Origin of the sequence: Streptococcus oralis subsp. dentisani (assembly GCF_002096685.1) — a bacterium.
GTDB classification, from domain to species: Bacteria; Bacillota; Bacilli; order Lactobacillales; family Streptococcaceae; genus Streptococcus; species Streptococcus oralis_AD.
Genome location: NZ_NCVA01000041.1, coordinates 99,666 through 113,657, shown reverse-complemented (window position 1 = coordinate 113,657; position 13,992 = coordinate 99,666). Strand labels below are relative to the sequence as shown.

At 43.0% G+C, this 13,992-nt stretch carries 12 protein-coding genes; all 12 read left to right on the top strand.

Annotated features, from left to right (window positions below):
• Window position 1: 1 nt before the first annotated feature.
• Window positions 2–1,669 carry a DNA repair protein RecN gene (gene recN / locus B7705_RS07190; RefSeq protein ID WP_084948711.1) on the top strand — a complete coding sequence of 556 codons (1,668 nt, stop codon included), beginning with the start codon at window positions 2–4 and terminating at the stop codon, window positions 1,667–1,669.
• Window positions 1,670–2,398: a metallophosphoesterase family protein gene (locus B7705_RS07185; protein ID WP_061452490.1), complete on the top strand. Its 729-nt coding sequence runs from the start codon at window positions 1,670–1,672 to the stop codon at window positions 2,396–2,398.
• Between the two features lie 78 nt (window positions 2,399–2,476).
• Window positions 2,477–4,300: a translation elongation factor 4 gene (gene lepA, locus B7705_RS07180; protein WP_084948709.1), complete on the top strand. Its 1,824-nt coding sequence runs from the start codon at window positions 2,477–2,479 to the stop codon at window positions 4,298–4,300.
• 167 nt (window positions 4,301–4,467) lie between these two features.
• Window positions 4,468–5,316, top strand: a complete 849-nt coding sequence (gene dprA, locus B7705_RS07175) for a DNA-processing protein DprA (protein WP_084948708.1) — start codon at window positions 4,468–4,470, stop codon at window positions 5,314–5,316.
• Between the two features lie 117 nt (window positions 5,317–5,433).
• Window positions 5,434–7,521 carry a type I DNA topoisomerase gene (gene topA, locus B7705_RS07170; RefSeq protein WP_057489171.1) on the top strand — a complete coding sequence of 696 codons (2,088 nt, stop codon included), beginning with the start codon at window positions 5,434–5,436 and terminating at the stop codon, window positions 7,519–7,521.
• A 106-nt stretch (window positions 7,522–7,627) separates the two neighbouring features.
• Window positions 7,628–7,987 (top strand): YbaN family protein, encoded by a 360-nt coding sequence (locus tag B7705_RS07165; protein ID WP_001220344.1) that lies wholly within the window; start codon window positions 7,628–7,630, stop codon window positions 7,985–7,987.
• Between the two features lie 93 nt (window positions 7,988–8,080).
• Window positions 8,081–8,713, top strand: coding sequence for a copper homeostasis protein CutC (locus B7705_RS07160; RefSeq protein WP_084948706.1), 633 nt, complete (start codon window positions 8,081–8,083; stop codon window positions 8,711–8,713).
• A gap of 43 nt (window positions 8,714–8,756) precedes the next feature.
• Entirely contained in the window at window positions 8,757–9,413 is a 657-nt protein-coding gene (locus B7705_RS07155; RefSeq protein ID WP_084948704.1) for an MmcQ/YjbR family DNA-binding protein, read from the top strand.
• 314 nt (window positions 9,414–9,727) lie between these two features.
• A complete protein-coding gene (locus B7705_RS07150; protein ID WP_057489169.1) occupies window positions 9,728–11,290 on the top strand; it encodes a 2-isopropylmalate synthase in 1,563 nt (520 codons plus the stop codon).
• Window positions 11,291–11,301: 11 nt separating this feature from the next.
• Window positions 11,302–12,339: a 3-isopropylmalate dehydrogenase gene (gene leuB / locus B7705_RS07145; protein ID WP_084948703.1), complete on the top strand. Its 1,038-nt coding sequence runs from the start codon at window positions 11,302–11,304 to the stop codon at window positions 12,337–12,339.
• Entirely contained in the window at window positions 12,336–12,605 is a 270-nt protein-coding gene (locus tag B7705_RS07140) for a DUF1294 domain-containing protein (protein WP_084948702.1), read from the top strand. The genes leuB and B7705_RS07140 overlap by 4 nt, the downstream gene beginning before the upstream one ends.
• Window positions 12,606–12,608: 3 nt before the next feature.
• Window positions 12,609–13,991: a 3-isopropylmalate dehydratase large subunit gene (gene leuC, locus B7705_RS07135; RefSeq protein ID WP_084948701.1), complete on the top strand. Its 1,383-nt coding sequence runs from the start codon at window positions 12,609–12,611 to the stop codon at window positions 13,989–13,991.
• Window position 13,992 lies beyond the last annotated feature (1 nt).

The following is a 13,992-nucleotide window of genomic DNA, read 5'->3' as shown; positions in this document are numbered from 1 at the left end:
TATGTTACTTGAAATTTCGATAAAAAACTTTGCCATTATAGAGGCGATTTCGCTCAATTTTGAAAAAGGCATGACAGTCTTAACTGGTGAAACAGGTGCTGGGAAATCGATCATCATCGATGCCATGAACATGATGTTAGGAGCTAGAGCGACTACAGATGTTATTCGTCATGGTGCGCCAAAGGCAGAGATTGAGGGACTTTTCTCTGTTGAGAATAGCCGTTCTTTACAAGAACTCTTTGAAGAGCAAGGGTTGGAAATGGGTGACGAGATTATCATCCGTCGTGAAATTCTTCAAAATGGGCGAAGTGTAAGTCGCGTGAATGGGCAGATGGTCAATCTTTCTGTTTTGCGTGCAATTGGCCAGCATCTTGTCGATATTCATGGTCAACATGACCAAGAAGAGTTAATGCGTCCGCAACTGCATATCCAGATGCTGGATGAGTTTGGTGATGCTGCTTTCTTGGACTTGAAGGAGACCTATCAGACGAGCTTTGATGCCTATCGCAAAATGCGCAAGCAGGTTTTGGAAGTCAAGAAAAACCAGCAGGAACATAAGGCTCGTATTGAAATGTTGGAATTTCAAATGGCAGAGATTGAGGCAGCAAACTTGCAGGCTGGTGAAGACTTGGCTCTCAACCAAGAACGAGATAAACTCCTCAATCACAAGAATATAGCAGATACGCTAACCAATGCCTACACTATGTTGGACAATGAGGAATTCTCCAGTCTTGCCAATGTTCGTTCAGCCATGAATGACATGGAAAGTGTCGAAGAGTATGACCCTGAATACCGTGAAATTTCGAGTTCTCTCTCAGAGACCTACTATGTTTTAGAAGATATTACTAAGCGTTTAGAAGATATTATTGAGAACTTGGATTTTGATGGCAATCGCCTCATGCAGGTTGAAAATCGTTTAGACCTTTTAAATACTATTACCCGCAAGTACGGTGGGACTGTGGACGATGTCCTGCTTTATTTTGCTAAGATTACGGATGAATACAATCTCTTGACTGGTAACAACCTTTCTTCCGAAGACATGGAAGCAGAGCTCAAGAAATTGGAAGTCGATCTTGTCGATTTGGCAGGGCAGCTTGCATCTGCTCGTCATGATTTGGCTCAGCAGCTTGAAGCTGAGATTAAGCAAGAACTTCAGGACCTCTATATGGAGAAGGCACAGTTCCAGGTTCGCTTTAGCAAGGGCAAATTCAGTCGTGAGGGGAATGAAACGGTCGAGTTTTACATTTCGACCAACCCTGGTGAAGACTTTAAGCCTTTGGTTAAGGTTGCGTCTGGTGGGGAATTATCCCGCCTCATGTTGGCTATCAAGTCAGCCTTTTCTCGTAAGGAAGGGAAGACCAGTATTGTCTTTGATGAGGTAGATACGGGAGTCTCAGGTCGTGTGGCCCAAGCCATTGCTCAAAAGATTCATAAGATTGGCCAGCATGGTCAGGTTCTTGCTATTTCTCACCTTCCACAAGTGATTGCCATTGCAGATTATCAATTCTTTATTGAGAAGATTAGTGATGAGCATTCTACGGTGTCGACGGTTCGCCTCTTGACTTTAGAAGAGCGAGTAGAGGAAGTAGCTAAGATGTTGGCTGGGGAGAATGTAACAGAGGCGGCCCTTACCCAAGCCAGAGAATTATTGCAAACGAGGGAGAAATAAATGACAGACTATTATGTAATTGGAGATGTTCACGGAAAAGCTGGGATGCTAGAAGACCTTCTCAAAACCTGGGATGGGCAAACGCAGCTGCTCTTTCTAGGGGATTTGATTGATCGTGGTGAAGACAGTCGCCGTGTTCTAGAAATGGTTAAGGACTTGGTCGACAATCATGGGGCGATCTGTCTATCAGGAAACCACGAGTATATGTTTCTGACTTGGCTCGATGACCCAGAAGAAAGCTATGACCATTATCGTCGCAATGGAGGAGATACAACTATTAACTCAATCCTAGGTCGTCCCTTGGATGCACCAGTTGATGGAGTAGAAGATGCCAAACGTGTTGCGACTGAAGCGGCAGATTTGGTCGAATTTATCCGTCAAATGCCATTTGTAGTAGAGACAGACAAGTATATCTTTGTTCATGCGGGTATCGATTTGACCTTGGATGATTGGCATGAAACAACAGATTATAAAAAAGTCTGGCTCAGAAAACCATTCCACGAAGCCGAAAATCATACTGGAAAAACCATTGTCTTTGGGCATACACCGGTTTATGGTTTGCTCAAGCAAGACCGAGGTACTGCTGAGCTTTGGATGACAGAAGATGGCAAGATTGGCATGGATGGAGGAGCTGTTTATGGTGGTGTCCTTCATGGGATCGTCTTTACTGACCAAGGTATGACCGAACACCACTTTATCGAAAATGATGGTTTTATTGCCGAAGATTAGTACTCCTAGCAGGGTATGGTCTTGTCAAAATGTTAAAAACAATTTATAATTAATAGATACCCTGAAAGGAAGAGCAGCATGAACTTAGAAGAATTAAAAAAACGACAGGAGAAGATTCGAAACTTCTCTATTATCGCCCATATTGACCATGGGAAATCAACCCTAGCAGACCGCATTTTAGAAAAGACGGAGACGGTTTCTAGTCGTGAAATGCAGGCACAGCTTTTGGATAGTATGGATCTTGAGCGTGAACGTGGGATTACCATTAAACTTAATGCCATTGAGCTCAATTATACTGCAAAAGATGGAGAAACCTATATTTTCCACTTGATTGACACGCCAGGGCACGTGGACTTTACCTATGAAGTTTCGCGTTCACTAGCAGCCTGTGAAGGGGCGATTTTGGTGGTTGATGCTGCGCAAGGAATTGAGGCACAAACTCTTGCCAACGTTTATCTAGCCTTGGACAATGATTTGGAAATTCTGCCAGTCATTAACAAGATTGACCTACCAGCAGCCGATCCAGAACGTGTTCGTACAGAGATTGAGGATGTCATCGGACTGGATGCTAGCGAAGCGGTCTTAGCTTCAGCCAAAGCTGGTATTGGTATTGAAGAAATTCTTGAGCAGATCGTAGAGAAAGTTCCCGCACCAACTGGTGATGTTTCAGCTCCATTAAAAGCCTTGATTTTCGACTCAGTTTATGATGCCTATCGTGGGGTTATCCTCCAAGTGCGTGTCATGGATGGAGTTGTCAAACCTGGCGATAAGATTCAGCTCATGAGCAATGGCAAGACCTTTGATGTGACTGAGGTCGGAATTTTTACACCGAAAGCAGTCGGGCGCGATTTCCTAGCGACAGGTGACGTTGGTTATATTGCGGCTTCTATCAAGACGGTTCAAGATACTCGTGTGGGTGATACAGTTACCTTGGCAACCAATCCTGCCGCAGAAGCGCTAGATGGGTACAAGCAAATGAACCCTATGGTCTTTGCAGGACTTTACCCAATCGAATCAAATAAGTACAATGACCTTCGTGAAGCCCTTGAAAAATTGCAGCTCAACGATGCCAGCTTGCAGTTTGAACCTGAAACGTCACAGGCCCTTGGATTTGGTTTCCGTTGTGGATTCCTTGGGCTTCTCCATATGGATGTTATCCAAGAGCGTTTAGAGCGTGAGTTCAATATTGACCTCATTATGACAGCTCCGTCTGTTATTTACAAGGTTAACTTGACCGACGGGGAGTCTATGGATGTGTCTAACCCCTCTGAATTTCCAGACCCAACCAAGATTGCGACCATTGAAGAGCCTTATGTTAAGGCGCAAATCATGGTACCGCAGGAGTTTGTCGGAGCGGTGATGGAACTGGCTCAACGTAAGCGTGGTGACTTTGTGACCATGGACTATATTGATGATAACCGTGTTAATGTCATCTATCAAATTCCACTTGCTGAAATTGTCTTTGACTTCTTTGATAAGCTTAAGTCTTCGACGCGTGGTTATGCAAGCTTTGACTACGAATTGTCAGAGTACCGCCCATCTAAGCTAGTCAAAATGGATATCCTTCTCAATGGAGACAAGGTGGACGCCCTCAGCTTTATCGTTCACAAGGACTTTGCCTACGAACGTGGGAAACTCATCGTGGACAAGCTCAAGAAAATCATTCCTCGTCAACAATTTGAAGTACCAATCCAAGCAGCTATTGGACACAAGATTGTGGCTCGTACTGATATCAAGGCCCTTCGTAAAAATGTACTTGCCAAGTGTTATGGTGGTGACGTTTCTCGTAAACGCAAACTCCTTGAAAAACAAAAAGCTGGTAAGAAACGCATGAAAGCTATCGGATCAGTAGAAGTCCCACAAGAAGCCTTCCTCAGCGTTTTGAGTATGGATGAAGAATAGAAAGTTGAAACAAAACTCTTGAAGATTTCTCAAGAGTTTTTTGTGTTTTTGATGAACCAAGTTATCACATACGAAAGTTGGATAAACACAAAAATCAATTTATCATGTCTTCTTTTTTATTTTATTTTCGAATAGATAGATGAGTAGTAAAAGAAATGGAGTTGTATATGAAGATCACAAACTATGAGATTTACAAATTGAGAAAAGCTGGGCTGACCAATCAACAAATTTTAACTGTTCTTGAATACGACGAGACTGTAGATCAGGAGCTCTTGCTAGGTGATATTGCAGAAATATCTGGATGCCGTAATCCTGCTGTCTTTATGGAACGCTATTTCCAGATAGATGATGCACAGTTGGAGAAGGAGTTTCAGAAATTTCCATCCTTCTCGATTCTTGATGACTGTTATCCTTGGGATCTGAGTGAGATTTATGATGCTCCAGCGCTCTTGTTTTATAAAGGAAATCTAGACCTGTTGAAATTTCCAAAGGTTGCTGTTGTAGGGAGTCGTTCATGTTCTAGTCAGGGAGCAAAGTCGGTCCAGAAAGTCATTCAAGGTTTGGAAAACGAGTTAATTGTGGTCAGTGGTTTAGCCAAAGGGATTGATACGGCTGCCCATATGGCTGCACTCCAGAATGGAGGAAGAACAATTGCAGTGATTGGAACAGGATTGGATGTTTTCTATCCCCGCGCCAATAAACGCTTGCAGGAGTATATTGGCAATGACCATCTGGTTCTCAGTGAATATGGACCTGGCGAGCAACCTCTGAAATTTCATTTTCCAGCTCGAAATCGTATCATAGCAGGATTATGTCGAGGAGTCATTGTAGCAGAGGCAAGGATGCGTTCTGGTAGTCTCATCACCTGTGAGCGAGCTATGGAGGAAGGTCGTGATGTCTTTGCCATTCCAGGAAACATTTTAGATGGCCATTCAGATGGCTGTCACCACCTGATCCAAGAGGGAGCAAAACTGGTCACCAGCGGTCAAGATGTACTGGCTGAGTTTGAATTTTAAGGAGAAATGGTTCACTCAGATAAACTTTTCTTCTATACTATAGGAGTTAAGTCTTGACAGCTATAGAAAAATGGTTTACACTTTATAAAGTTTATTACTTTGAAAAGGTGTGATAGTGTGGCTACGGCAACAAAGAAGAAAAAATCAACAGTTAAGAAAAATCTAGTCATCGTGGAGTCGCCTGCCAAGGCGAAAACGATTGAGAAATATTTAGGCAGAAATTATAAGGTTCTAGCTAGTGTCGGACATATCCGTGATTTGAAGAAATCCAGTATGTCAGTCGATATTGAAAATAACTATGAACCGCAGTATATCAATATCCGTGGAAAAGGTCCTCTCATCAATGATCTGAAAAAAGAAGCTAAAAAGGCCAATAAAGTCTTTCTGGCGAGTGACCCGGACCGTGAAGGAGAAGCGATTTCCTGGCACTTGGCTCACATTCTCAACTTGGATGAAAATGATGCCAACCGTGTGGTATTTAATGAAATCACCAAAGACGCGGTTAAAAATGCCTTTAAGGAACCGCGCAAGATTGACATGGACTTGGTCGACGCCCAACAAGCTCGTCGTGTCTTGGACCGCTTGGTAGGGTATTCGATTTCACCAATTTTGTGGAAAAAGGTCAAGAAGGGCTTATCAGCAGGACGCGTGCAGTCTGTTGCCCTTAAGCTCATCATTGACCGTGAAAATGAAATCAATGCCTTCCAACCAGAAGAATACTGGACAATTGATGGTGTCTTTAAGAAGGGAACCAAGCAATTTCAGGCTTCTTTCTATGGTATGAATGGCAAAAAGATGAAATTGACCACCAATGAAGAGGTCAAAGAAGTCTTGTCCCATTTGACTAGTAAAGATTTCACAGTAGACCAGGTAGATAAGAAAGAACGCAAACGCAATGCGCCCCTACCGTATACAACTTCAACCATGCAGATGGATGCTGCTAACAAAATCAATTTCCGTACTCGAAAGACTATGATGGTAGCCCAACAGCTCTATGAAGGGATCAATATCGGATCGGGCGTGCAAGGTTTGATTACCTATATGCGTACAGACTCGACTCGTATCAGTCCTGTGGCTCAGAACGAAGCAGCAAGCTATATTAACGACCGCTTTGGTAGCAAGTATTCTAAGCATGGTAGCAAGGTCAAGAATGCCTCAGGTGCTCAGGATGCCCACGAAGCCATTCGTCCATCTAGTGTCTTTAACACACCTGAAAGCATCGCTAAGTACTTGGACAAAGACCAGCTCAAGCTCTATACCCTTATCTGGAACCGTTTTGTGGCTAGCCAGATGACGGGAGCTATCTTTGATACCATGGCTGTCAAGCTCTCTCAAAATGGAGTCCAATTCGCGGCAAATGGTAGTCAAGTTAAGTTTGATGGTTATCTTGCTATCTACAATGACTCTGACAAGAACAAGATGTTACCAGACATGGCTGTTGGAGATGTGGTCAAGCAAGTCAATAGCAAGCCAGAACAACATTTCACCCAACCACCTGCTCGCTATTCAGAAGCGACGCTTATCAAGACCTTGGAGGAAAATGGGGTTGGACGTCCGTCAACCTATGCTCCAACCATTGAAACCATTCAGAAACGTTACTACGTTCGTCTGGCTGCTAAACGTTTTGAACCAACAGAGTTGGGAGAAATTGTTAATAAACTCATTGTTGAATATTTCCCAGATATCGTAAACGTGACCTTCACAGCTGAGATGGAAGGGAAACTGGATGATGTCGAAGTTGGTAAAGAGCAGTGGCAACGTGTCATTGATGAGTTTTACAAACCATTCTCCAAAGAAGTAGCCAAGGCTGAATCCGAAATGGAAAAAATTCAAATCAAGGATGAACCAGCTGGATTTGACTGTGAAGTTTGTGGCAGTCCGATGGTGATTAAGCTCGGTCGTTTTGGTAAATTCTATGCTTGCAGCAACTTCCCAGACTGCCGTCATACACAAGCGATTGTCAAAGAGATTGGAGTCGAGTGTCCAAGCTGTCATCAAGGACAAATCATCGAACGCAAAACCAAGCGCAATCGTATCTTCTATGGTTGCAATCGCTATCCAGAATGTGAATTTACTTCCTGGGACAAACCAATTGGACGTGATTGTCCGAAATGCGGACACTTCCTTGTGGAGAAAAAAGTCCGTGGTGGTGGCAAGCAGGTTGTATGTAGTAATGGCGACTACGAAGAAGAAAAAATTAAATAAAATGCAGAGTTCTGAAAATGAATTTCAGGCTCTTTTTAGTTTAAGCTTGACAAATTTCTTCATTATATGCGAAACTAGAGGAAGAGTAATTTATCTAGGAGAAGTTATGCGCATTATTTATTTCTGTATTGGTTTTATTTCTTTGGCTCTAGCTCTTGTAGGTGTTGTCCTGCCGCTCTTGCCAACAACTCCCTTTCTTTTGCTGTCTATCGCTTGCTTTTCAAAATCTTCTAAGCGTTTTGAAGACTGGCTTTATCATACCAAGCTCTATCAGACCTATGTAGCTGACTTTCGGGAAACCAAGTCAATCGCGCGAGAACGCAAGAAAAAAATCATCGTATCTATCTACATTTTGATGGGAATTTCCATCTATTTTGCCCCTCTTTTGCCAGTCAAAATCGGTCTGGGAGCCTTGACTATCTTTATCACCTACTATCTCTTTAAAGTCATTCCTGACAAAGAATAGATAAAAATAGTAGTTATTTGCCTTGATAAAAATGAAAGCATATTTAAAATAATATGATATAATAAATTCAAAGAAAACATCAAGGAGAATCAAATGATTTACGAATTTTGTGCTGAAAATGTAACCTTGCTTGAAAAAGCGATGCAGGCTGGAGCTCGTCGAATCGAACTTTGTGACAATCTAGCAGTAGGAGGAACAACACCTAGCTATGGAGTGACCAAGGCAGCGGTTGAACTGGCAGCTAACTACGACACCACCATTATGACCATGATTCGTCCCCGTGGTGGCGACTTTGTCTATACTGATCTTGAAATAGAGATCATGTTAGAAGACATTCGTTTGACTGCGCAGGCTGGAAGTCAAGGGGTTGTTTTTGGAGCATTAACTGCTGATAAAAAGTTAGATAAGCCTAATCTTGAGAAGCTGATTGCCGCATCTAAAGGAATGGAAATTGTCTTTCACATGGCCTTTGATGAATTGAGTGATGAAGACCAGTTGGAAGCCATTGACTGGCTCAGCCAAGTTGGTGTCACTCGTATCTTGACTCGTGCTGGTGTGTCTGGTGACTCGCTAGACAAGCGTTTCGCCCATTATCACAGAATTTTGGAACATGCTAAAGGTAAAATTGAAATTTTACCAGGTGGGGGGATTGACCTTGACAACCGTCAAACCTTTATCGACCAGCTGGGTGTGACACAATTGCATGGAACCAAGGTTGTCTTTTAAAAAATAGAAAGGAACTGCTAGCTTTGGGTGGCAGTTTTCACTTATGTTTGAAATTTTTAAATCCTATCAGTTTAATAAAGAAAAGGCCAGAGACTATGGTTTTGTAGAAAATGGGGAAGTATGGAACTATAGTTGCCAGATTTTGCAAGGTGACTTTTCCATGACAGTCTCTATCACTACTGATGATGTGAGTTTTCAGGTCTTTGATCAGGAAACGGGTGACCTCTATCCTCAAGTACATATGGAAAGTATGAGGGGAAGTTTTGTCGGAAGTGTCCGTGAGGCTTGTTTGGAGATTCTTTACCAGATTCGGAAGGCTTGTTTTGATGTGCAAGATTTTATCTGCCCTCAGACTAAGCGTATCATGACTAAAGTTCAAGAAAAGTATGGTAATCAGTTGGAGTATCTGTGGGAAAAGTCTCCTGATACAGCTGTATTGCGCCATGAAGGCAATCAAAAGTGGTATGCTGTTGTGATGAGGATCCCATGGGATAAGCTGGAAAAGGGGAGAGAAGGGCTAGTCGAAGCAGTCAACCTCAAACACGACCAAGTAGCTGACCTGCTTTCACAAAAGGGTATTTATCCAGCTTTTCATATGAATAAACGCTACTGGCTTAGTCTGGCACTTGATGATAGTTTGCAAGATGAAGAAGTGATAGAACTCATCGAAAAAAGTTGGAACTTGACTGTGAAAAAATAAGAAAATTCGCTTGAGTTTTCAAATACTTTCAATTAGCAAAATATTCTTTACTGAAGAAATTTTCAGAAAATAATGGATTTTTTCTTGACAAGTGTTTTTAGCTATGCTAAAATACTAAACAAGATATCAAACGAAGGAGAAAGTCAAACATGAAAACAGCTAAGTTTAATCAATTTGCTTTGTTGTTGAGGTACTCGGGCTAGTGCAAAAGCATTAGTCCTGTTTGGCTTACCAAGCGGGAGTAAATCAACATCTCGCTTGGGTTCCCGAGCGAGATGTTTTTTTAAAACCACATTTGGAAAAGGGGAAATCTTATGCGTAAAGTTGAATTTTTTGATACAAGCCTTCGTGATGGGGAACAAACACCTGGTGTTAACTTCTCAATAAAGGAAAAAGTTTCTATTGCAAGACAGCTGGAGAAATGGGGAATTTCTGTAATTGAAGCTGGTTTTCCGGCTGCTAGTCCAGATTCATTTATAGCTGTTCAAGAAATTGCTAAAGTCATGAAAAAAACAGCAGTGACAGGATTAGCTCGTTCTGTAAAATCTGATATTGATGCTTGTTATGAGGCTCTTAAGGATGCCAAGTATCCACAGGTTCATGTCTTTATCGCTACCAGTCCGATTCACCGCAAGTATAAGCTCAATAAGAGCAAGGAAGAGATTTTAGAAGCTATCAAGGAACATGTTTCTTACGCACGTTCTAAGTTTGAAATCGTCGAATTCTCTCCTGAAGATGCGACTAGAACAGAGTTGGATTTCCTCTTACAAGTCGTTCAAACAGCGGTCGATGCAGGTGCATCTTATATCAATATCCCTGACACAGTTGGCTTTACGACTCCAGAAGAGTTTGCACGTATCTTTGATCACTTGACTGAAAATATTAAATCAGATCATAAAGTTGTCTTTGGTGTCCACTGTCACGATGATCTCGGTATGGCAACTGCAAATACTTTGACAGCAATTAAACACGGTGCTGGACGTGTCCAGGGAACTATTAATGGTATCGGTGAACGCGCAGGTAATGTTGCTCTTGAAGAAGTAGCTGTTGCTTTGAAGATTCGTGAGGATTTTTTCCAAGCAACTAGTGATATTGTTTTGGATGAAACAATGAATACGTCTGAAATGGTTTCTCGCTTTTCTGGTATTCCAGTTCCTAAAAACAAGGCTGTCGTTGGTGGCAATGCCTTCTCTCATGAATCTGGCATTCACCAAGATGGAGTCCTTAAAAATCCTCTCACTTATGAGATCATCACACCTGAATTGGTCGGTGTCAAGAGTAATAGTCTTCCGCTTGGAAAATTGTCAGGTCGCCATGCCTTTGTTGAAAAACTAAGAGAACTGGCCCTAGATTTTACAGAAGAGGATATCAAACCACTCTTCGCTAAGTTCAAGGCACTAGCGGACAAGAAACAAGAAATCACAGATGCAGATATTCGAGCTCTGGTAGCTGGAACCATGGTTGAAAACCCAGAAGGCTTCCACTTTGATGATTTACAACTTCAAACTCATGCAGATAATGACATTGAAGCTCTCGTTAGCCTGGCCAATATGGATGGTGAGAAAGTCGAATTTAATGCGACAGGGCAAGGTTCCGTTGAAGCGATCTTTAACGCTATCGATAAGTTCTTTAACCAATCTGTTCGCTTGGTGTCCTATACTATTGACGCGGTAACGGATGGAATTGATGCTCAAGCTCGTGTCTTGGTCACTGTTGAAAACAGAGATACAGAAACCATCTTTAACGCGGCAGGTCTTGATTTCGATGTATTGAAGGCTTCGGCTATTGCCTATATCAATGCTAATACTTTTGTTCAAAAAGAGAATGCTGGTGAAATGGGGCGCAGCGTCTCCTACCGAGACATGCCTAGTGTGTAAAGGAGAAGGCTATGACAAAGAAAATAGTAGCTCTAGCAGGGGATGGAATCGGTCCAGAAATCATGGAAGCTGGTTTAGCAGTTCTGGAAGCTCTAGCCGAAAAAACTGACTTTGACTATGTGATAGACAAGCGCCCCTTTGGAGGTGCAGGTATTGATGCTGCGGGGCATCCCTTACCTGATGAAACCCTCAAGGCATGTAGAGAAGCAGATGCGATTCTCCTTGCGGCTATCGGTAGTCCTCAGTATGATGGAGCATCGGTTCGGCCTGAACAAGGCTTGCTGGCTCTTCGTAAGGAACTCAAGCTTTATGCCAATATTCGCCCTGTTAAGATTTTTGACAGTCTCAAGCATTTGTCACCTCTCAAACCCGAACGAATTGCTGGTGTAGACTTTGTCGTGGTACGTGAGTTGACAGGGGGGATTTACTTTGGAGATCATATCCTTGAAGAGCGCAAAGCGCGTGATATCAATGACTACAGCTATGAGGAAGTAGAGCGGATTATTCGCAAGGCCTTTGAAATTGCAAGAAATCGGAGAAAACTCGTTACTAGTATCGATAAGCAAAATGTTCTAGCGACATCAAAACTCTGGCGCAGAGTAGCTGAGGAAGTCGCGCAAGATTTCCCAGATGTGGCCTTGGAACACCAGTTGGTGGACTCAGCTGCCATGCTTATGATTACCAATCCTGCCAAGTTTGATGTCATCGTGACAGAGAATCTTTTCGGAGATATCTTATCTGATGAATCAAGCGTTTTATCTGGCACTCTTGGTGTTATGCCATCAGCCAGTCATTCTGAAAAGGGTCCAAGTCTTTATGAACCCATTCATGGTTCGGCACCCGATATTGCAGGTCAAGGAATTGCCAATCCTATCTCCATGATTTTATCAGTTGCCATGATGTTGAGAGATAGCTTTGGACGTTATGAGGATGCGGAGCGTATCGAGCATGCTGTTGAAGCTAGTTTAGCGGCTGGCATTTTAACAAGAGATATTGGAGGACAGGCTTCGACCAAGGAAATGACAGAAGCCATCATTGAAAGATTATGAAGATAAATGAAGGAATCACGCTTGCCCTCTTGATTTGGAATTTGCTGATTTTCTTGATTTATGGTATTGACAAATTCAAGGCAAGAAGAGGTGCTTGGCGTATCCCAGAGAAAATCTTACTCATTTTAGCCCTTACTTGTGGTGGTTTTGGTGCCTGGTTGGCAGGAATCACCTTTCACCACAAGACTAGAAAATGGTATTTTAAAACGGTTTGGTTTCTCGGGATGGTGACCACACTAGTAGCCTTATATTTTATTTGGAGGTAATGGATGGCAGGAAAATCGATTTTTGATAAATTATGGGACCGCCATGTCATCACAGGAGAAGAAGGACAACCCCAACTCATGTATGTGGATCAGCACTATATTCATGAAGTGACCAGTCCCCAAGCTTTTCAAGGATTACGAGATGCTGGGCGCAGATTGAGACGGCCAGACTTGACATTTGGAACCTTTGACCACAATGTACCAACGGTCAATATATACGATATTCGAGATGTGATTTCTAAGGCCCAAATCGATAAGCTAGCTGAAAATGTTGAGGAATTTGGGATTGAACATGCTGCCCACGGTTCTGAAAAACAAGGAATCGTTCACATGGTAGGTCCAGAGACAGGACGGACGCAACCGGGGAAATTCATCGTCTGTGGAGATAGCCATACAGCTACTCACGGAGCTTTCGGAGCTATCGCCTTTGGGATTGGGACCAGTGAAGTCGAGCATGTCTTTGCTACCCAGACCCTCTGGCAGGTCAAACCCAAGAAAATGCTGGTAGAATTCACTGGTGTTCCTCAAAAAGGAGTTTATTCTAAGGATTACATTTTAGCCTTAATTGCCAAGTACGGCGTTGCCTGTGGTGTTGGCTATGTGGTGGAATATCGTGGACAAGCAATTGATGCACTGACCATGGAAGAGAGGATGACCATCTGCAATATGTCCATCGAGTTTGGCTCCAAGATGGGAATCATGAATCCAGATCAGACTACCTATGACTATCTCAAGGGACGGGAATGCGTCCCCAAAGCTTTTGAGGAGGCGGTTGCTGACTGGAAGACGCTTGTCAGCGATGATGATGCTGTTTATGATAAGGTTATCCAGATGGATGTCTCAGACTTGGCTCCTATGGTGACCTGGGGAACCAATCCTGCTATGGGCGTTGACTTTGACAGTAGCTTCCCAGAAATTAAGGATATGAACGATGAACGAGCTTATCATTACATGGATTTGGAGCCTGGTCAAAAGCCAGCGGACATTGAACTAGGCTATATCTTTATCGGGTCTTGTACTAATGCTCGACTCAGTGACTTACAGCTGGCTGCGCGATTTGTCAAAGGGAAGAAGATTGCTCCCAACTTAACGGCTATCGTAGTCCCGGGCTCTCGTCCTGTCAAACGATCTGCTGAAAAGTTGGGCTTGGATAAAGTATTCTTAGACGCTGGCTTTGAGTGGAGAGACCCAGGTTGCTCTATGTGCCTAGGGATGAATCCCGACAAGGTACCTGATGGAGTCCACTGTGCTTCAACCAGTAACCGTAACTTTGAAGACAGACAAGGATTTGGTGCTAAAACCCATCTTTGCAGTCCAGCTATGGCAGCGGCGGCAGCTATTGCAGGGCGTTTCGTAGATGTTCGGCAAATGCCAGAGGCCCAGTAAG

What these genes read in the sequence shown, in the direction of transcription:
- recN (WP_084948711.1), top strand. Translation starts at nt 2, where the DNA reads ATGTTACTTGAAATTTCGATAAAAAACTTTGCCATTATAGAGGCGATT.
- B7705_RS07185 (WP_061452490.1), top strand. Translation starts at nt 1,670, where the DNA reads ATGACAGACTATTATGTAATTGGAGATGTTCACGGAAAAGCTGGGATG.
- lepA (WP_084948709.1), top strand. Translation starts at nt 2,477, where the DNA reads ATGAACTTAGAAGAATTAAAAAAACGACAGGAGAAGATTCGAAACTTC.
- dprA (WP_084948708.1), top strand. Translation starts at nt 4,468, where the DNA reads ATGAAGATCACAAACTATGAGATTTACAAATTGAGAAAAGCTGGGCTG.
- B7705_RS07165 (WP_001220344.1), top strand. Translation starts at nt 7,628, where the DNA reads ATGCGCATTATTTATTTCTGTATTGGTTTTATTTCTTTGGCTCTAGCT.
- B7705_RS07160 (WP_084948706.1), top strand. Translation starts at nt 8,081, where the DNA reads ATGATTTACGAATTTTGTGCTGAAAATGTAACCTTGCTTGAAAAAGCG.
- B7705_RS07155 (WP_084948704.1), top strand. Translation starts at nt 8,757, where the DNA reads ATGTTTGAAATTTTTAAATCCTATCAGTTTAATAAAGAAAAGGCCAGA.
- B7705_RS07150 (WP_057489169.1), top strand. Translation starts at nt 9,728, where the DNA reads ATGCGTAAAGTTGAATTTTTTGATACAAGCCTTCGTGATGGGGAACAA.
- leuB (WP_084948703.1), top strand. Translation starts at nt 11,302, where the DNA reads ATGACAAAGAAAATAGTAGCTCTAGCAGGGGATGGAATCGGTCCAGAA.
- B7705_RS07140 (WP_084948702.1), top strand. Translation starts at nt 12,336, where the DNA reads ATGAAGATAAATGAAGGAATCACGCTTGCCCTCTTGATTTGGAATTTG.
- leuC (WP_084948701.1), top strand. Translation starts at nt 12,609, where the DNA reads ATGGCAGGAAAATCGATTTTTGATAAATTATGGGACCGCCATGTCATC.